General features: G+C 65.7%; 14 protein-coding genes and 1 pseudogene. 9 read left to right on the plus strand and 6 right to left on the minus strand.

The features are described from left to right. Window positions 1–499 (plus strand): annotated as a pseudogene (locus EPO50_RS23115) (fructose-bisphosphate aldolase); the annotation flags it as partial. A 99-nt stretch (window positions 500–598) separates the two neighbouring features. On the opposite strand, the gene EPO50_RS23120 reads toward EPO50_RS23115, so the two are convergent. Both EPO50_RS23120 and EPO50_RS23125 read right to left on the minus strand, forming a co-directional pair. Next, window positions 599–1,138: a DUF2569 family protein gene (locus EPO50_RS23120; protein ID WP_296347917.1), complete on the minus strand. Its 540-nt coding sequence runs from the start codon at window positions 1,136–1,138 to the stop codon at window positions 599–601. A 61-nt stretch (window positions 1,139–1,199) separates the two neighbouring features. Next, window positions 1,200–1,601 (minus strand): avidin/streptavidin family protein, encoded by a 402-nt coding sequence (locus EPO50_RS23125; RefSeq protein WP_296347918.1) that lies wholly within the window; start codon window positions 1,599–1,601, stop codon window positions 1,200–1,202. 122 nt (window positions 1,602–1,723) lie between these two features. Between EPO50_RS23125 and EPO50_RS23130 the strand changes: the two genes are divergently transcribed. Then, on the plus strand, window positions 1,724–4,645 hold the full coding sequence (locus tag EPO50_RS23130; RefSeq protein WP_296347919.1) for an autotransporter outer membrane beta-barrel domain-containing protein: 2,922 nt from the start codon (window positions 1,724–1,726) through the stop codon (window positions 4,643–4,645). A gap of 141 nt (window positions 4,646–4,786) precedes the next feature. After that, window positions 4,787–5,443 carry a thiamine phosphate synthase gene (gene thiE, locus EPO50_RS23135; RefSeq protein ID WP_296347920.1) on the plus strand — a complete coding sequence of 219 codons (657 nt, stop codon included), beginning with the start codon at window positions 4,787–4,789 and terminating at the stop codon, window positions 5,441–5,443. On the opposite strand, the gene EPO50_RS23140 is transcribed toward thiE, so the two are convergent. Together EPO50_RS23140 and epmA are read right to left on the minus strand one after the other, a co-directional pair. Further along, the gene (locus EPO50_RS23140; RefSeq protein WP_296347921.1) at window positions 5,440–6,387 is read right to left on the minus strand and encodes a phosphotransferase; all 948 of its coding nucleotides are present in this window, start codon (window positions 6,385–6,387) and stop codon (window positions 5,440–5,442) included. The two genes, thiE and EPO50_RS23140, sit on opposite strands and share 4 nt — an antisense overlap. Continuing rightward, a complete protein-coding gene (epmA, locus tag EPO50_RS23145; RefSeq protein ID WP_296347922.1) occupies window positions 6,369–7,364 on the minus strand; it encodes an EF-P lysine aminoacylase EpmA in 996 nt (331 codons plus the stop codon). The genes EPO50_RS23140 and epmA overlap by 19 nt, the downstream gene beginning before the upstream one ends. A 44-nt stretch (window positions 7,365–7,408) precedes the next feature. On the opposite strand from epmA, the gene EPO50_RS23150 reads away from it, so the two are divergent. From EPO50_RS23150 to EPO50_RS23160, 3 genes are all read left to right on the plus strand, one after another. Then, on the plus strand, window positions 7,409–7,759 hold the full coding sequence (locus EPO50_RS23150; RefSeq protein WP_296347925.1) for an MmcQ/YjbR family DNA-binding protein: 351 nt from the start codon (window positions 7,409–7,411) through the stop codon (window positions 7,757–7,759). A gap of 107 nt (window positions 7,760–7,866) precedes the next feature. Continuing rightward, window positions 7,867–8,436, plus strand: a complete 570-nt coding sequence (efp, locus tag EPO50_RS23155) for an elongation factor P (protein ID WP_296347927.1) — start codon at window positions 7,867–7,869, stop codon at window positions 8,434–8,436. 142 nt (window positions 8,437–8,578) lie between these two features. Further along, window positions 8,579–9,352, plus strand: a complete 774-nt coding sequence (locus EPO50_RS23160; protein ID WP_296348412.1) for an inositol monophosphatase family protein — start codon at window positions 8,579–8,581, stop codon at window positions 9,350–9,352. On the opposite strand, the gene EPO50_RS23165 is transcribed toward EPO50_RS23160, so the two are convergent. Beyond that, window positions 9,349–10,239, minus strand: coding sequence for a LysR family transcriptional regulator (locus EPO50_RS23165; RefSeq protein ID WP_296347929.1), 891 nt, complete (start codon window positions 10,237–10,239; stop codon window positions 9,349–9,351). The two genes, EPO50_RS23160 and EPO50_RS23165, sit on opposite strands and share 4 nt — an antisense overlap. Window positions 10,240–10,414: 175 nt before the next feature. On the opposite strand from EPO50_RS23165, the gene EPO50_RS23170 reads away from it, so the two are divergent. Then, window positions 10,415–11,560 (plus strand): flagellar motor protein MotA, encoded by a 1,146-nt coding sequence (locus tag EPO50_RS23170; RefSeq protein WP_296347931.1) that lies wholly within the window; start codon window positions 10,415–10,417, stop codon window positions 11,558–11,560. Between the two features lie 6 nt (window positions 11,561–11,566). After that, window positions 11,567–12,766 carry a peptidoglycan -binding protein gene (locus tag EPO50_RS23175; RefSeq protein ID WP_296347933.1) on the plus strand — a complete coding sequence of 400 codons (1,200 nt, stop codon included), beginning with the start codon at window positions 11,567–11,569 and terminating at the stop codon, window positions 12,764–12,766. Between the two features lie 21 nt (window positions 12,767–12,787). On the opposite strand, the gene EPO50_RS23180 is transcribed toward EPO50_RS23175, so the two are convergent. Then, window positions 12,788–13,219 (minus strand): DUF1489 domain-containing protein, encoded by a 432-nt coding sequence (locus EPO50_RS23180; RefSeq protein ID WP_296347934.1) that lies wholly within the window; start codon window positions 13,217–13,219, stop codon window positions 12,788–12,790. 161 nt (window positions 13,220–13,380) lie between these two features. Here EPO50_RS23180 and EPO50_RS23185 point away from each other — a divergent pair, with 161 nt between their 5' ends. Beyond that, window positions 13,381–18,354 (plus strand): alpha-2-macroglobulin, encoded by a 4,974-nt coding sequence (locus EPO50_RS23185; protein WP_296347936.1) that lies wholly within the window; start codon window positions 13,381–13,383, stop codon window positions 18,352–18,354. The last annotated feature ends 2 nt before the right edge of the window (window positions 18,355–18,356 follow it).

Consider the following 18,356-nt stretch of genomic DNA (forward strand, 5'->3'; position numbering starts at 1 on the left):
CTCGGAAGACCAGTACGAGATGATGGAAGAGATCCGCGAGATGTCGGAGGAGGCCAAGTCGGTCGGCCTCGCCGTCGTCATGTGGTCCTATCCGCGCGGCGGCAAGCTCGACAAGGCGGGTGAGACGGCGCTCGACGTCTGCGCCTATGCGGCCCACATCGCCGCCCTGCTCGGCGCCCACATCATCAAGGTGAAGCCGCCGACGGACGTGTTGTGGCAGCCCGAGGCGAAGGCGGCCTACGAGAAGGCCAATGTCGACAAGTCGACGATGGCGGCGCGCATCAAGCACGTCATGCAGGCGACCTTCAACAACCGCCGCATCGTCGTCTTCTCAGGCGGCGAAGCGAAGGACCTCGAAGGCCTGTTCACCGAAATCCGCGGCCTGCGCGACGGCGGCGCCAACGGCTCGATCATCGGCCGCAACACCTTCCAGCGCCCGCGCGACCAGGCGCTCGACATGCTCGACAAGATCATCGGCATCTATCAGGGCAAGATGTAAGGCGAGTTGCAGAGGCGGTTCTCTTCGCTCCGCCTAAATGAACAAGGGGTTAGCTTGAAAAGGCTAACCCCTTTTGTTTTGTCGTGAGCGCACATGAGGCTAGTTCGTCAGCGTGTTCCTCACTCGGACAGACACGCACAGATACCAGTACCAAAGACCGACAAGGGCGACCCTCGCGACGTTCCAGCCGATATCTTCGGCAGAGTAGATCTTCTCCAGTCTGACACCCGGGACGGTCAGCATGAGCAGCAAGCTCAAAGGCACCAGCGCGGTGAGAATCCAGAAAACCAGAAAGAGGTGCCGCGTTGCCCGTCTTTTCTGAAACAACGCAACGATGACCAGCAGACTTACGATCAGGTACGCGACCGTCAAAAGCCCAACGACGATAAGCTGCAGATGACCGTCGGGATTCCGAAAGCCCGACATGTAAGTGGAAAACGATCCCACCGCTCCCACGACATTCCGGAAAAGCCCCAAGCACAGTCCGAAGGCCATGAATGCGAGCCAGCCGCCAATCCCGGACGGCTCGGTATTCGAAGGTGACGTACGCCGCTCGCGTAGATGACGAACGAGAATCCAAACCGGAACGCCGAGAACAATCAGAACGATGGCCCAGTGCCACAGCGAGAACGCCCCCATCTTGTTGCTTCTCCCGTTCCTTAGTATCTCGACTTAAGAAACACGTTCTCTCGCCTGCACCCTAACTGCGCCTGTACGAGTCCTGACCCGCCCGAACCTTGGGTCGCCCTTCGGCTGCGTCGTGATAGACAAGCACCCATTCGACGGCGAGCCGGCCGTCCCGGAAGTATCCCGTCCACGACGTGATCGACTTGCAGTCCGACGCTCCGCTCTTCCACTTCGCCGTGTAAGAAATCATGTCGCCATCGAGCCAGCCCACGATCGGGAAGGTGATGCCGCGGCACTCGTAGCTTGGAGAATTGTTCGCATAGGTGCCCGAGATGCTGCCGTCCGGGCCGATCGAGCGAATGACGAGCTGTGATCCGTGATCGTTTACCCAGGTCCCCTCACGCCCGCCGGATTGGGCCTGGGCGGCAACTGACATCGACAACAGTACCGCAACGCAGGCGAAGAGCCGGATCATGTCTGAGTTCTCGTAGTCTGTTTGGAAAGATTACCTTATCCCGCGCCAATTCTATTTGCATCTATTGTGCTGATATTGCCGATCCTGTACTTTCGCGGCGATTTCGGGGGAAAGAAAACTCAGTGAACGTAAAGCTTTCGGCCGCAGCCTGCGGTCTCGTCGCGGGATGGCTTCTCTGCGGGTCCGCCCAGGCGCAATCGTGGAACACCTACGACAATTACACCGCCATCACGATCCCCTTCGCCAGCGGGGCGATGACGGCCAGCAACCCCGGACAGATTTACCTTCAGGTCGGAAACGGCTCGCCGACCAAGTTCACCATGGACACCGGTTCTACCGGGATCACGGCGACGCCGGACAATTACACGCCCGGTCCCAACGATCAGAATCTCGGCCCCGGCCAGCTCATCTACAACAGCAGCGGCATCATCGAGAACGGCACCTACTGGCTGACCAACGTCAATATCCAGAACGGTTCGGGCAACACGGTCGCGACGGCGCAGGTGAAGGTCCTGCAGGTCACCAGCATCACCTGCCAGCCCAACGCCCGCGGCTGCACCGCCAATCCGAATCCGACCGGCACCGCCTTCATGGGCATCGGCTTCGATCGCGGTTCGGCCCAATCGGTGCCCTCCACCGCCAACATGAATCCTTTTCTCAATCTCACATCGCTGGCATCGGGCCAGCCCGTGAGCACCGTCCGTCCGGGCTATCTCATCACCGACAGCAGCGTCACGCTCGGCATGTCCACGCAGCTCACGAAGAACTTCGCCTTCGTGAAGCTGACGCCTAACACCACGATGCCGTCGGAAGTCTGGAACGCTGCCACGATGACGGTCTCCGCCGGTGGTGCGACGGGAAGCGGCTCCATCCTGCAGGACAGCGGCATCAACTACATGTTCCTGACGCCACCCGCGGGCGCCACGCTGCAGACCGCGGCATGTCCCACCCCGCCGGGTGGCAAGAACTGCGTCGTCCCCAGCAGCAACGCTCAGATATCGATCTACCTTCCGGGACAGAGCACGGTGCAGCCGGCGTTCTACACCTTCACCACCGGCACGACCGGCAATGCGCTGCAGCCCAACGTCGTCGACGTTGTCGGCGGATCGGCCGTCTATGTGAACACCGGCCGCGAGTTCTTCGAAGGCTTCGATTATCTCTACGACGCGGCCGGCGGCTATGTCGGCTATCGCTGGAACGGCAAAGTCAGCAGCGCCTATGGCGGCACGACGCCCGTCCTGTCGCTGCAGAGCACCGTCAACCTGGCCAGCGGCTTCTCCACCACCCTGCCGGTTCTTCTGGCCGGCGACACCACGTTGCTGCAGCAAGGCTCGGGCACGTTCGGCGCGTCGGTCACGGGCACCACCAACAATCTCACCGTCGGCAGCGGCGCGGTCGCCTTCAACGCGCCCGTCACACTCGGCACGGGCAACTTCACCGTCCAGCAGGGTCAGGCGACGATCAACACCAGCCTGTCGGCCACGACCATCACCATCGGCCCCCAAGGCGTGCTGGGCGGCAACGGCACTCTCATCGGCAATGTCGTGCACAGCGGCGTGCTGTCGCCCGGCAACTCGATTGGAACGATCACCATCGTCGGCAACTACACGCAAACGCCGGGCGCCTTCACCTATCTCGCCGAAGTGAGCGGCTCGACGATCAGCGACCAGATCAACGTCACCGGGACGGCGACGCTGCAAGGCGGCACGGTGGGTGTTGCCGCTGCGCCGGGCGCCTACGCCCCGCGCACGACTTACACCATCCTGAGCGCCGGCGGCGGCATCATCGGCACCTACGCGAATGCCGTCAGCAACTATCCCTTCCTGCAGCCCAGCCTGAGCTACGATGCCAACAACGTTTATCTGACCCTGCAGGTCGGCGGTTTCGCCCAGGCCGCGCAGACGCCGACGCAAGCCGCAGTCGGCGCCGTGCTCGACGCCAACGCCGGCAACGCAACCGGCGACTTCGCCACGGTGCTCGGCGCGCTCTCCACGCTCACCGCCGCCCAGGGCCAGGCCGTCCTGACGTCCATCAGCGGCCAGAACTATGCCGGCTTCTCCAGCGCCATGGTGCAAAACGCACAGCTCTTCATGAGCAACTTCTCCGCCCAGGCGGGCGGTGGCGGCAGTCTTCGCGGCAGCAACCGCGTGGCGCTGGCCGAGGCCTGCACCGTCGCGTGCGATACGACGACGCCTGCGGTGTGGGGCGCCTGGGGTGGCGCGCTCGGCGGCCTAGGCACTGTCGGCAACGGCGCGAACACGGGCGCCGTCACCTACAATGTCGGAGGCTTCGCCGCCGGTCTCGACCGTCTGGTGGCACCCGGCCTGCGTGCCGGCGTCACGGTGGGCTACACCAGCGGCACGCAATGGGTCGCAGGCTTCGACGGACGCAGCGTTTCCGACACGATCCAGACCGGCCTCTACGCCAATTACAACGAAGGCAAGCTCTACGCCGACGCCATCGTGGGCTACGCCTACAGTTCCAACCAGATGTGGCGCAACATCGCCGTCCCGGGCCTCGCAACGCGCACGGCACAGGGCATCACCGGCGCCAACCAGTTCTACGGCCAGATCGAGGGCGGCTATCGCTTCGACTTCGGCGGCGAGAGCAGCGCCTTCGTCACCCCCTTCGCACGCCTGCAGGCCTTTACGGCGACCCAGAACGCCTTCACCGAGACCAATGCAAGCGCACTCAACCTTAGCGTCGCCTCGCAGACGACCAACTCGCTGCGCACGGTGCTGGGCGCCCAGCTAGGCGCCTCGATGGACATGGGCTGGCGCGAACGTCTCGCCATGCAGTTCCGGCTGGGCTGGAGTCACGAGTTCGGCGACGTGGCGCGGCCGGTGACCGCCACTTTCGCTGGTGCTGCGGCTATGCCATTCACGACCTACGGCGCCTCGCCGCAACGCGATGGCGTCGTGCTGGGCTTTGCCGCTAATACCGCCATCGCCCAGGGAACGACCGCCTTTCTGCGCTATGAGGGCGACATCTCGGGACAGGACAGCGCCCATGCCCTCACGGCGGGCGTGCGCATCGTCTGGTAATTGGTGCTAGTGCGCGTTCCGATCAAACGGAACCGCATTGATCTGGGCGCTGCGACTCAAAGGCATAATCCGTCCGCCTGTTTCCAGCCGGGCGGAATATGCTCTAGAGATCGGGCTGACCAACAGAAGGTACGTCCCGATATGACCGACCGCGTACCGGCGGCCCCAAGCTGCCGGCTCTACCTCATCTCGCCGGAGCGTATCGACCATCCGGCGCTGTTCGCCGACGAGCTGCGCGCGGCACTGGCGGGCGGTGATGTTGCGGCGTTCCAGCTCAGGCTGAAGGACGTCGACGACGAGGCGATCATCCGCGCCGCCGATACGCTGCGACCGATCTGCCAGCAGCGCGACGTCGCCTTCATCATGAACGACCGACCCGACCTCGCGGTGAAGCTCGATTGCGACGGTGTGCATGTCGGCCAGGAGGACATGCCCTACGCCGAGGCAAGGCGCATCGTCGGTCCGGACCGGCAGGTCGGCGTCACCTGCAAGGCGTCGCGACACCTCGCCATGGAAGCCGCCGAAACCGGCGCTGACTATGTCGCCTTCGGCGCCTTCTTCCCGTCCGGCACCAAGTCCGTGACGACGCCCGCCGAACTCGAGATCCTCGAATGGTGGAGCAGTCTGATGGAAGTACCCTGCGTGGCGATCGGCGGCATCACCGTCGAGAACTGCAGGCCCGTGATCGCGGCCGGCGCCGACTTCCTCGCCGTCGCGGGTGGCGTGTGGAGCCACAAGGACGGCCCCGAAGCCGCCGTCCGCGCCTTCAACGAAATCTTCGCGAGCAGCTCGACCTAGGCTATCGCCGGCACGGTCTCGCCGGTGAGAAAGCCGCGGAGATAGAGCTTGCCGCGCATGTGTCCGGTCATCGGCTCGTCCGTGGAAACAGCAAGACTGTCATCGGGCGTGGCGCGCGGCCGGGTCGCCGAGGCGCTCAACAGGACTCCTGCATAGTAGAGCCGGTTCAAGGCACGCGCCTGCGCGAGCCTCCGCAGGATTGTGTCGTCCGGTGTGCGGCCAAGCCACACCCGCAACAGCACGCCGGCGAGTTCAGGCGAGCGCGCAAGATTGTCGAGCTGGATCGCGACATCGACCAGCGGATCGTTGGGATAAGCCGACTCCCAGTCGATCAGCCACAGGCGTTTTCCGTCGAACAGGATGTTCGCCGGCAGGCAATCGTTGTGACAGGAGACCGCATGCGCCGGATCCCAGGCATAGGCGGCGCGAAGCCGTTCCAGATGATCCAGGTGCGGATCGAGCACGCCGGGCGCGAAGAGACCTGTCCGCCGCACGTGAGCGAACAGGCGCGCGACGATCTCCGGATACGGCACGAACGATGGAACGACCGGCGTTTCATGCAGGCGACGCAGCAGTTCACCCATCGCCGTCACGAGCGCGGGCATGCCGCCTGGATAGGTGTGCAGCGGTTGCGTCTCGATGAAATCCGTCACCACGACTCCCGCGGTCTCGTCGACATAGTGAACCTTGGGCGCGAGCCCCTGCTCCGCGGCCATGCGCAGGGAGATGTATTGGTGCGGATAGCGCAGCGGGCTGCGTGGCCCTTCGACACGCAGCAGATAGCGCCGTCCGCCCGCCTCGATCCGCAGGATCGCGCCGGCCGACGCACCGGCGGTTATGGGTGTGATGGCATAGATGGGCATCGCGCCGAAGCAGGCAGCGAGCGCTGCCTGTACGGTCTCGCGATGAGCTTCGGGTATGGCGTTCAGCGCACCGGCAGCCACAAGACATCCTCGATATGCTTTGCACCGGTTGCCAGCATGACGAGGCGGTCGAAACCGAGCGCGATACCGGCGCAATCCGGAAGCCCGTGGTCGAGGGCGGCGAGGAAATCGTCGTCGACCGGCCAACGCACGCCGTAGAGCTCTTCCTTCATGTCCATGTCGGCTTCCAGTCGGTCCGCCTGGATTTCAGGATCGGTGAGTTCGCCGAAGGCGTTGGCGAGTTCGACGCCGCAGACATAGAGCTCGAAGCGCTCGGCCACCCGTGGATCGCCGGGCTTGGCGCGCGCCAGTGCCGCCATGGAGATCGGATACTCGCAGAGGATCGTCGGACGGCCCATGCCAAGGCGGGACTCGATCTTCTCGAACATCACGCGGAAGAAGACATCGTCCCAACTGTCGCCGGCATGCATGGCGATGCCCGACGCCGCCGAAAGCGCATCGGCATTGCCGATCGTGGCGAAAAGATCGACGCCGGCGTAGCGCTGGAACGCTTCCACCACGGTCAGCCGTTCCGGCTCGGCCAGGGGATCGCAGACATGCTCGCCCCAGCGCAGTTCCTTGACGCCGGTCTGCCGCAGGAGCGCAGCGCAATCGGCCATGATGGTTTCGTAGCCTGCCCCGGCACGATACCATTCGAGCATCGTGAACTCGGGATGATGCAGCGCCGACCCCTCGGCATTGCGGAACACGCGCGCGAACTGGAAGAGCTTGGGCACACCGCCCGCCAGCAGCTTCTTCATGGCGAACTCCGGCGAGCTGTGCAGCCAGCGTTCTCGTTCCTCGCCATCAGGCAGTTCCCAGTCGGTCATGAAGCCGGTGAGGTGGACTTCCGCACCGGGCGCCACCTGCAGGATCGGCGTCTCGACCTCGACGAAGCCCTCGCCGGCGAACCACTGCCGAAGAGCGGCCTGCAGACGGCTGCGCGCCTGCAGGTTTGGCAGGCGGCGGGCAAGTTTGTCGGGGCGCCACTCGGTCATGCCCCAACATCGCATGCGGCGAAGTCGGCGTGTAGGGTGTCGCCATGACACCCAAGCAGATCGACGCCTTCTGTTCGAAGTTGCCGGGCGCGACACGCACCGTGCAGTGGGAAGGCGTGACCGTCTTCAAGGTCGGCGGCAAGATGTTCTGCCTGATCGCCCCGCCCGAGCATTCGGTGGCGCGCCTCTCCTTCAAATGTGCGCCCGAGCACTACGACGCGCTCTCCCGGTCCGAGGGCTTCCGGCCGGCGCCCTACCTGGCCCGCGCCAAATGGGTCGCCCTGGACGATCCCAAGGTCCTGTCGCCAATGGAGACCAAGGCCTACCTCAAGCGGGCCCATGCCGTGATCGCCGGGGCATTACCCCGGAAAAAGCGGGTCGAATTGGGCTTTTGAAGCCCCCGGTTGCGACCCCCGGCTGCCTTTGATAGAAGGCCGCGCCGGCCTCGTCCCGCTCCCGCGGACGGGGCCGAATTCCATTTTTCCGACCCAGCGGTAAATCCATGAAAGTCCAAGTCAATTCGATCCGCGCCGGCAACGTCATTGAATACAATGGCAAGCTCTGGGTCGCGGCCAAGGTGCAGCATATCAGCCCCGGCAAGGGCGGCGCGTTCGTGGCCATCGAGGCCAAGGCGCTGCGCGAGGGCAACAAGCTGCAGGAGCGGTTCCGCTCGGGCGAGACCATCGAACGCGTCCATATCGACGAGCGCGAGTGCACCTATCTCTTCAAGGACGAGAACGGCTACACGTTCATGGACAAGGAGAACTTCGAGCAGCTCACCGTCGGCGCCGACGTGCTCGACGAGGACCAGGCCAAGTTCCTGCAGGACGGCATGGAAGTCACCGTGTCGCTCTACGAAGGCGCGCCGGTCGGCGCCGAGCTGCCCAAGACCGTTGTCCTCGCCGTCGTCGAGGCCGATGCCGTTGTGAAGGGCCAGACTGCCTCTTCGTCCTACAAGCCGGCCATCGTCGAAGGCGGCGTCCGCGTGATGGTGCCGCCGCATATCGGTGTCGGCACGCGCCTGGTGATCAACACCGAGGACGGCACCTACATGGAACGCGCCAAGGACTGAGTGAGTGGCCCTCCCAACCGATCGTCCCCCCCGCGATAGACCCGTCGCCCGTGTCGGCCGTGCGCCCCTGGGCGAAGGCCGCGAACGCTCGGGGCCGCCCGAACGCAAGTCGCTGGCACCGCGCTCCGCCACCATCACGGTGATGATCCGTGCCGCCTTCGCGGCGGCAAAGAACCTGAAGCGCGACTTCGGCGAGGTCGAGCACTTGCAGATCTCCGAGAAGGGTCCGGGCGACTTCGTGAGCCACGCCGACATCAAGGCCGAGCGTATCTTGCGTGCCGAGCTCTCGCGCACGCGGCCGGACTACGGCTTTCTCGGCGAAGAGGGTGGCGAGACCAAGGGAGACGGCCGCAATCGCTGGATCGTCGATCCGCTCGACGGCACGACCAACTTCCTGCACGGCGTGCCGCACTTCGCGATCTCGATCGCGCTGGAGCGTGAAAAGGAGATCATCGCCGGCGTCATCTACCAGCCGATTTCCGACGAGCTGTTCTGGGCCGAGAAGGGCAATGGCGCCTTCATCGACACGCCCAGCGCGCGCTCGCGCCGGCTGCGGGTTTCGGGTCGCAAGGACCCCGCGCGCGGGCTGATCGGCACTGGCATTCCCCATATTGGCAAGGGCGATCATCCTGCCTACTTCGCCAAACTGGCGGCCGTGACCGAACGTACTGCCGGTGTTCGCCGTTGGGGCGCCGCCGCCCTCGATCTGGCCTTCGTCGCGGCCGGTCGCTACGACGCCTTCTTCGAGTTCGGTCTGGCGCCCTGGGATGTCGCGGCGGGCCTCCTGATGGTGAAGGAAGCCGGTGGCGTGGTGTGCGATATCGCTGGCCAGCCCTACGAACTCGGTGGCCGCTCACTGCTCGCCAGCAACTTCAACCTGCGCGACTCCATGGTCGAGATCCTGTCCAACGCCTAACGGCCACGCAGGATTTCTCGCGCGACGCGCACGACGGTGCGGGCCGCAACGGTGACAGGCCGATGCGTGCCAACGCCGAGCCAGGTCGATTGTTCAATGCTGGGCTTCACGATGCGCGCCGAGGCAAAGCCGGGTCCCGACATCTCACGTTCGACATAGGGTCGTGGAAAGATCGTACAGAGGCCACAGCGCAGCACGGCCTCACGCAGGATCGACGAAGAGCTGCCTTCCAGAACGAAGTTGAGGGTGACGTCGTGGCGGGCCGCCACCTCCCCCATCACCGCAGTGAGGCTACTGGGATGCACCGGACCACAAAGCGCCACGCCATCGAGGGCGCGAAAGGGAATCTCACGGCGCTTCAACGCCGAATGACCGCGCGGCCCCACCAGCATCATGTCGCAGCGCGACACCAGCTCGGCACCACGCACCACGCCGCGGCGGTAGCGATTGAACACGGCGATCTCGACACGGCCGTTGGCGATCCAGGCTTCGATCTGGCCGCTGTAAGCTTCATGCACGCGCAGCCGGATACGGGGATGGGTGGCCAATATGCGCGCGGTCAGCGCACTCACCAGCGGCTGCGCCCACCCCGGCACGATGCCGAGATCGACGCTGCCGGCCGGGCTGGAGCTCTCGCCACGTGCTTCGGCAGCGAGCTGATCGGCCTCGGCCAGCAGCGCGCGGGCCCGCGGCAACAGGGCTTCGCCGAATTCCGTCGGCTTTACGCCACGCCCGGTACGATGGAACAGGCGGCCGCCCAGTTCCTGCTCCAGGGCGGAGACCTGACGGCTGAGTACGGATTGCGCCACGCCGTCGGCCGCCGCAGCCCGGCTGAAACTGCCCCCATGAGCCACGCTGCAGAAAGCCCGTACCCCCTTCAGGTCCATCCAAATCCGTCCATTTCTAGGCAAGACCATTCTAGCAGGCACAGCCGTCACCGGTTGAGCGGAGATCGACCTTTGGTTATGGTCGGACGGCAATTCTCTTTGAAAGGCAATCGGTTGTGCCTCTGTCTTCATTCGCGGCGCGCAACCTCGTCCTCGCTCTGCGGGGCATGACCGCGTGAGCAATCCCCTGCCCTATCTGGTCCGGATGCTGCTGTTCCTGGCAGCCGTCGCGATCATAGCCTACCTGCTGCACCACGACCTGCTGCGGGTGTTCCTGAACACGCCGATCCTGAACAGCGTGATCGTCGGCGTCCTGGTGATCGGCATCTTCTTCGTCATGCGCCAGGTCCTGTCCTTGTGGCCGGAAGTGCGCTGGCTGCGGCGGTTCCAGGCGCGCGAGCCGGGCGCCCCGCCGCTCGACACCTATTCCATCGACCTGCTGTCGCCTATGGCCGCCATGCTGGGTGAACGCCAGGACAGTTTTCGCCTGTCGCCGACTGCGACGCGTGCCCTGCTCGACGGTATCGCCAGCCGCCTCGACGAGCGGCGTGAACTCAGCCGCTACATGATCGGCCTGCTGATCTTCCTCGGCCTGCTCGGCACCTTCTGGGGCCTGCTCGAGACGATCGGCGCCGTCGCCGATGCCATCGGCGGTATGCAGGTCACCGGCGGCGACGCCGTGCAGATGTTCGCCAAGTTGAAAGAGAGCATCCAAGGACCGCTCAAGGGCATGGCGACGGCGTTCGGCGCCTCGTTGTTCGGCCTCTCGGGTTCGCTGGTTCTGGGCTTCCTCGAACTGCAGGCGAGCCAGGCGCAGGGCCGCTTCCACACCGAACTCGAGGAATGGCTGGCCGGCGCCACGCGGCTGTCCAGTGGCGCCCTTCAGACCGAAGGCGAACAAGGCGTCTCGGCCTATGTCGAAGCCCTGCTGGAGCGCACTGCCGACGGGTTGGACGAGCTCACCCGCACGCTTCGCCGTAGCGAGGAGACTCGCGAGGCCGCGGCCGCAGCGAACGTCACCCTGGTCGAACGGCTGTCGTCGCTGGCCGAAAGCATGCGCACGCAGCAGACCCTGCTGGCACGCCTCGCCGAACATTCGATCGAGCTGCGCGGCACTGTCACGCGCCTCTCGGAGCGTGGGCCCGGCGCCGATACCGAAGCCCTGGCGAACCACCAGCGCAATATCGAGGCGAGCCTCGCCCGGCTGGTCGAGGAAAGTGTGCGCAGTCGCGTGGCACTGACCGACGAGTTGCGCGGCGAACTGCGTCTGCTGGCCCGAACGATGGCCGGCCGCGCCGGCCCGCCAACGGCCGGCGGATAGCGCCCGATGGCGGCCATCTCCTCACGCCGCCGCGGCGGCAGCGCCGACTACACCTGGCCAGGTTATGTCGACGCGCTGACCACGCTGCTGATGGTCCTGATCTTCCTGCTGTCTCTGTTCAGCGTCGCGCAGTTCACGCTCTCTGACGCACTCAACAACAGCGAGAACGCGATCGACCGCCTCAACAAGCAGGTCGGCGACTTGGCAAGTATGCTGTCGCTCGAGAAGAAGGCTGGCGAGAGCCTGCAAAAGGACCTCGAACAGCTCACCTTGCAGCTTCGCCAGAGCCAGGCCGAGCGCGACCGGTTGAGCGCCGACCTTGCCGGCCAGCGCAGCGCCACTGATGCGCTGAAGGTCGAACGCGATCAGCTCACCGAGCGCCTGACGTCGATGCTGGCCGAACGCGAACGGCTCACCACCGCGCTGCAGGAAAACGCCAAGGCAGCCGAGATCAAGAGCGCCGACCTGCAGAAGGAGGTCGAGCGCCAGCGACTGGAGCTCACCCGGCTCGCGGCCTCGCTGGCCGCGGCCAACACGGAAAAAGGCAAGCTGTTCGGCGACCTCACCGAAGAGCAGAAGCTCACAGCAGAACAGAAGGCCGCCGTCGTACGCCTGACCGCCGAGCTGGCTGCCCTCAAGGAGGAGTTCGGCCGCCTCAACGCCGCGCTGGACGCTGCCGACGTCAAGGCCAAGGAGCAGCAGGCGCAGATCGTCGATCTCGGCCAGCGGCTCAACCGGGCACTTGCCAGCAAGGTCGAGGAGCTGGCGCGCTATCGTTCCGAATTCTTCGGCAAGCTGCGTGAAGCGCTGAGCGGTCAACGCGACGTCCAGATCGTCGGCGACCGCTTCGTGTTCCAGTCCGAAGTGCTCTTTCCGTCAGGCTCGGCGCAGCTTCAGCCCGGCGGTGAAAAGCAGCTCGCGAGCGTTGCCCAGCGGCTCGTCGACATTGCCTCGCGTATTCCCAAGGACATCAACTGGGTGCTGCAGGTCGATGGCCATACCGACGACAAGCCCATCAAGAGCGCCCTCTATCCATCGAACTGGGAACTGTCGGCCGCACGCGCCATCGCCGTGGTGAAGTTCCTCCACAGCCAGGGCATTCCTAACGACCGGCTGGTGGCGGCGGGCTACGGCGAATACCAGCCGCTTTCCTCCATCGACACCGCCCGCAACCGCCGCATCGAGCTGAAGCTGACGAACCGCTAAGCCTTATCGGGCGCTTCCCGTTTACAGCAGCCCGAGTCGTTTCAGTTCCGCTGCCATTTCACTCGGCATGTCCGCCGTGTCGCCACGCGAGAGGTCCGGCGGCGCGCGCTCGAGTTCGAGGTAGCGCCATCCCTGGAAAGCCTTGCAGGCGCGCGGCGCTGTCTGGATCAAGGTGCGTTTAACCTTGATCTTGCAGTACTTCTTGCCGTCCTCCTTATCGATATCCTCTTCGAATCCGACCAGCTCCTGGCGGCAACGGATGACACCACGCACCACCCAGTAGAGCGAGCCGCCGTCGAGCAGTTCCTCGGAGCGGCGCGGCGTGTTGCGGGTATAGACCCAGTGCGGCGAGCGCGGCGACTGGCGGCGCTGCTTGCGGCGGGCGGCCTGGAGTTTCTTCATGTGCGGAAGATCGTCGACGCCGACCGCGAGCTTGATGAGATGCAACGCCATGGCTCGCGCTTAGTACGGCGATGCCACCTGCTCAAGCACCGCCTATCCACAGCGTGACCTTCTCGCCACAGCCTGCGAGAATTACGCGCCGGCCCTTAGACTCCACAGAGTTTGCACAATCCACGGTCTATGGTCCGATCGCTTTTTAGCGGGGGTTCTTGATGAATCGTTCGACGCTGGCTGCCCTGGTCGTGGCCCTGATGCTGGGCTCTGGCATCGCGGGATACCTGATCGGAAGGCCGGGTGATTCGGTCGACCGTCCCACACCCCCGCGCACCGCAGCGACGACGACGCCCGGCACGCCCGCGCCAGCCACCCCCGCACCAGCTCCTACCCCCGCTGCACCGACGCCGGCCAACGCAGCGCCGACGCCGATCGCACAGCCTCCGGCGCTCGCCGGCGATGGCTTCGCCTATCGCCGCTACAGCGTCGACAGCAGCCGCGCCGAAGCAGAAGCATGCCTGGCTTTCAACAAGCCGCTGGCCACCGGCGACGTGAAGTACGGCGACTATGTCCGCCTCTCGCCCGAGGCCCGCACCGCGGTGCGTGTCGTCGACGATCGCCTGTGCATCGCGGGGCTTTCCTACGGCCAGGACTACGAAGTGAAGCTGCTCGCCGGCCTGCCCGGCCGCGATGGCGAGAAGCTGAAGGACGAGCAGGTCGTGAGCGTGGCGCTCGGTGCCCGTCCCGCCGTCGTCACCTTGCCGGGCAAGGGCTTCATCCTGCCGCGTGGCAGCGCCGCGGGCCTGCCGGTCACCAGCATCAACGTCTCCAAGGTTGCCATCTCGGTCTATCGCGTGAACGAGCGCGGCATCGACCGCTTTTCCGCCGATCGCTATTACGACGTCGGCTTTCCCGGATCCGAACCGATCACCGAGCCGTGGTCGCTGATGAATTGGCTGAACGGCAGCAACGGTGCCGAGCAGTGGAGCGGCACGATGGAAGTGCGCAACGTGGCCAACCAGGCCGTCGTTACCGCCTTCCCGATCCGCGAGACCGTCAAGGACTGGAAGCCCGGCGCCTATTTCGTCGTGGTCTGGAACGCCGCCAAGCCGCCGGCCCGCAGCTACGACGACGAGAACAATGACGGCGTCGCCGCCGGCATGTGGGTGATCGACACAGATATCGGCCTCACGAGCTTTACCGGCGACGACGGGCTGAACATCTTCGCCCGCTCCTTGCAGACCGCCCAGCCGCTGGCCGGCATCGAGGTCGTGGTGCTGTCGCGCGGCAACGAACCGCTCGGCAAGGCGATCACGGCAGAAGATGGCCGCGCCTCCTTCCCGGCCGGCCTGCTGAAAGGCCGTGGCGCCGCCGAGCCGGTCGCGGTCATGGCGCAGGATGCCGCCCGCAAGGACTTCTCGCGCCTCGAACTCACTAAGTCCGCTTTCGATCTGTCCGATCGCGGCGTCGATGGCCGTGCCCAGCCCGGCCCGGTCGATGCCTTTCTCTATACCGAGCGCGGCGTCTACCGACCCGGCGAGACCGTGCAGCTCATGACGATGGTCCGCGACGACAGCGGCAATGCGCTGGCCAACATGCCCGTCACCCTGATCGTGAAGCGGCCGGACGGTAGCGAGTTCACACGCTTCACCCATGCCCTGCAGGGCTCGGGGGCGCTGCATCAGGCGATCGACCTGCCGAAATCCTCACGTCGCGGTCGCTGGTCGGCGGCGGCGCACATCGATCCCAAGGCAGCACCCGTCGGCCGCGTCGAATTCTCGGTCGAGGATTTTGTCCCTGAGAAGCTCAAGGTCGAGGTGACATCGCAGGCCGAGATCCTGCGCACCGGCCAGCTCAATGCCTTCGACGTCCAGGCTGATTTCCTCTACGGCGCACCGGCGGCCGACCTCGCGGTCGAAGCCGACATGCGCGTGACGGTGGATGCGCAGCCCTTCCCGGCCTTCGCCAAGTATACGTTCGGCCCGGACGAGGAGCGCTCGAAGTTCGAGCCGCCCTTTATCGAACTGAAAGGACCGGAAACCGACCAAGCCGGCAAGTCGCGCCTCGAATGGGGCGGCGACCAGATCAAGGACACCGTCCTGCCGCTGCGGGCCCAGGTGCAGGTCCGCGTCTTCGAGCCCGGCGGCGGCCGTGCCACCAAGGCCGACAAGACCGTGCCGGTCCGCTCGCGGGACACCTACATCGGCATCAGCCCCACTTTCGAAGGGCGCTACTCACGCGAAGGCGTCGATACCGAGTTCGACATCGTCGCGGTCGACGACGCCGGCAAGCAGATTGCGCGCTCGAGCGTCGAATACCGCATCGAGAGCATCCGCTATGGCTACCAGTGGTATCAGGTGGATGGCCGCTGGCGCTGGCAGTCGACGCCCAACACGCGGCTGGTGACGGCCGACAAGATCACCCTCAAGACCGACGCACCAACGCGGCTGACCCAGCGACTGAGCTGGGGCGAGCACCGCCTCACGGTGATCGACAGCGAAAAGAACACGGAGACCAGCCTCGTCTTCTATGTCGGCTGGTACGGCGGCACCAATGCCGAGGAGACGCCCGACACGCTGCGCGTCGCCAGCGACAAGCAGAACTACAAGCCCGGCGAGAACGCGCGCCTGCGCATCGATGCACCGTTCGCCGGCGAGGCGATGATCGCCATCGCCACGGACCGCATCGTCTCGACCCAGTCAGTGCAGGTGCCGGCCGGTGGCGTCACGGTCGAGATTCCGGTGAAAGCCGAATGGGGCGCCGGCGCCTATGCGTTGGTGACGGCGTGGCGCCCACTCTCGACGGCCGCAGAGCGCACGCCGACCCGCGCGATCGGCACGGCTTGGTTGGCGCTCGATCCCGGCCTGCGTACCCTCGCGATCCAGATCGGCACGCCAGAGAAGGTAACGCCCCGGCAGCGTGTCGAGGTGCCCATCAAGGTCGCCAACCTCGCGGGCGGTCAGGAAGCGTTCGTCACCCTGGCTGCGGTCGACGAGGGCATCCTTCAGCTCACGCGCTTCAAGACGCCCAAACCGGCCGACTACTATTTCGGCAAGCGTCAGCTCGGCCTCGCCATGCGCGACGACTATGGCCGCCTGCTCGACACGCGCGCCGACGATCTCGGCCAGATCCGGGTCGGTGGCGATTCCGGTGATATCGGCGGCCTCGACATCGTGCCGACGCGCACGGTGGCGCTGTTCAGCGGTCCGGTGAAGCTAGACGACAAGGGCGAAGCCAAGATCGCCCTCGAAATCCCCGACTTTGTCGGCCAGCTCCGCCTGATGGCGGTCGCTTACGAGAAGACGCGCGTCGGCTCGTCCGAGCAGCGGCTGTTCGTGCGCGATGCGGTCACCGCCGACGTCGTGCTGCCGCGCTTCCTCGCCCCGAAAGACGTGGGTCGCGTGGCCTTGTCGCTGCACAATGTCGATGGTCAGGCCGGCGACTACCGCCTGACCCTGGAAGCCACCGGCGCCGTCTCGCTGGAGCGCCCCGTCGGTGAAACCAAACGGCTCGCCGCCAACCAGCGCGAACTCATGACCTGGAACCTGCGTGCCGGCGATACCGGCATCGGCAAGGTGACGGTCGCGGTCCAGGGACCGGGCAACTTCTCGGTGCGCCGCGAATGGGAAATCCAGGTGCGGGCGGCGCAGACGCCCAGCGCCGTCGACACGGTCTCGCAACTCCAGCCGGGCCGCGAATTGACGCTCGACCGGAACGTCACGGCGACCTTCGCGCCGGGAACGGCACAGGTCAGCACGTCGCTCACCCGCATCCCGGGCATCGACGTGGCGGCGCTGCTGCGCTCGCTCGACAAGTATCCCTTCGGCTGCGTCGAGCAGACCACCAGCCGCGCCCTGCCGCTGCTCTACTACAACAATGTGGCGCTGCTGGGTTACGGGCCTGCCGATCCGCGCATCTCCGACCGCGTGCAGGATGCGATCTACCGCATCGTCGACATGCAGATCATCGACGGCTCGTTCGGCATGTGGGGACCGCAGGCCACGCCGGCAGCGGAGTGGCTGCAGGCCTACGTGCTCGATTTCCTGGTGCGTGCCAACCAGCAGCAGATGGCGGTTCCTGCCGCGTCGCTGCAACGCGGCCTCACCTGGCTGAACCGCAACGCCGACAAGTTCTCGCCCAACGCCCAGGCCTATGCCTGGTACGTGCTGGCCAAGTCGGGCCTCGCCGATCCCGGCAGGCTCCGCTACTTCCAGGACACGAAGGCCGCCGAGATGAAGGGTGGCCTCGGGTGGGCGATGCTCGCGGCGGCGTTGAACCAGGTCGGCGAACCGGGCCGTGCCCGCCTCGCCTTCACGATGGCCCGTCAGCACATCGATGAGCGCGATCCCTCCGACTATTACGGTTCGCCGCTGCGCAACCGAGCCGCCCTGCTGACGCTCGCTGTCGAAGCCGGCGGCCGCGAGGCACTGACCGAAGTGACGAGCCTGGTCGGTGAGCGCATGGCCTCGCGCATCGACTACACGACCACGCAGGAACAGGCATGGCTCGTGCTGGCCGCCCGCGCGATGAGCGCCGGTGGCGAGCTCGCCTACTCGGTCGATGGCGAGGCCAAGAAGGCCACGGCAGAGCCGGTGGTCATCAACCCCGATGCCGCCACGATCGCGCGCGGCCTTCGCCTGAAGAACGACGGCGAACGGCCGATCTGGATGCAGGTGACGGCGCGCGGCGTGCCGCTCGATCCGCAGCCGGCGGCGACGCAGGGGCTGAGCGTCGAGCGGCGCTATCTCACCCTGGGAGGCGAGCCCGCCAGGCTGAATAGCGTGCGCCAGAACGACCGGCTGATCGTCTCGATCAGCGGCCGCAACCTCGAAGGTGGCTATCACGAAACCGCGCTGCTCGATCTGCTGCCGGCCGGCTTCGAGATCGAGGCGGTACTCAACGACGAGACGGTGAAGTCCTTCCCCTTCCTGTCCGAGTTGAGCGAAACCCGCATCGCCGAGGCCCGCGACGACCGCTTCTTCGCCTCGATCAGCCTCGGCACGCGCCCCTACCGGACCTGGTGGGACAATTCGCCGAAGCACGGCAACTCCTACCATGTCGCCTACATCGTACGGGCGGTGACGCCCGGCACCTTCGCCCTGCCCGCGGCCAACATTTCGGACATGTACGCCCCGCGCGTCTTTGGCCGGACCGCCATGGGCAGCGTCACGATCGCGCCGGCCGCGCGCTAGGC

The sequence above is a fragment of the Reyranella sp. genome (assembly GCF_004297405.1).
Lineage (GTDB): Bacteria > Pseudomonadota > Alphaproteobacteria > Reyranellales > Reyranellaceae > Reyranella.

Excerpts from the sequence above, each read along its gene's own strand:
- EPO50_RS23120 (WP_296347917.1), bottom strand. The coding sequence starts at position 1,138 with ATGGGGGCGTTCTCGCTGTGGCACTGGGCCATCGTTCTGATTGTTCTC.
- EPO50_RS23125 (WP_296347918.1), bottom strand. The coding sequence starts at position 1,601 with ATGATCCGGCTCTTCGCCTGCGTTGCGGTACTGTTGTCGATGTCAGTT.
- thiE (WP_296347920.1), top strand. The coding sequence starts at position 4,787 with ATGACCGACCGCGTACCGGCGGCCCCAAGCTGCCGGCTCTACCTCATC.
- epmA (WP_296347922.1), bottom strand. The coding sequence starts at position 7,364 with ATGACCGAGTGGCGCCCCGACAAACTTGCCCGCCGCCTGCCAAACCTG.
- EPO50_RS23150 (WP_296347925.1), top strand. The coding sequence starts at position 7,409 with ATGACACCCAAGCAGATCGACGCCTTCTGTTCGAAGTTGCCGGGCGCG.
- efp (WP_296347927.1), top strand. The coding sequence starts at position 7,867 with ATGAAAGTCCAAGTCAATTCGATCCGCGCCGGCAACGTCATTGAATAC.
- EPO50_RS23160 (WP_296348412.1), top strand. The coding sequence starts at position 8,579 with ATGATCCGTGCCGCCTTCGCGGCGGCAAAGAACCTGAAGCGCGACTTC.
- EPO50_RS23165 (WP_296347929.1), bottom strand. The coding sequence starts at position 10,239 with ATGGACCTGAAGGGGGTACGGGCTTTCTGCAGCGTGGCTCATGGGGGC.
- EPO50_RS23175 (WP_296347933.1), top strand. The coding sequence starts at position 11,567 with ATGGCGGCCATCTCCTCACGCCGCCGCGGCGGCAGCGCCGACTACACC.
- EPO50_RS23180 (WP_296347934.1), bottom strand. The coding sequence starts at position 13,219 with ATGGCGTTGCATCTCATCAAGCTCGCGGTCGGCGTCGACGATCTTCCG.
- EPO50_RS23185 (WP_296347936.1), top strand. The coding sequence starts at position 13,381 with ATGAATCGTTCGACGCTGGCTGCCCTGGTCGTGGCCCTGATGCTGGGC.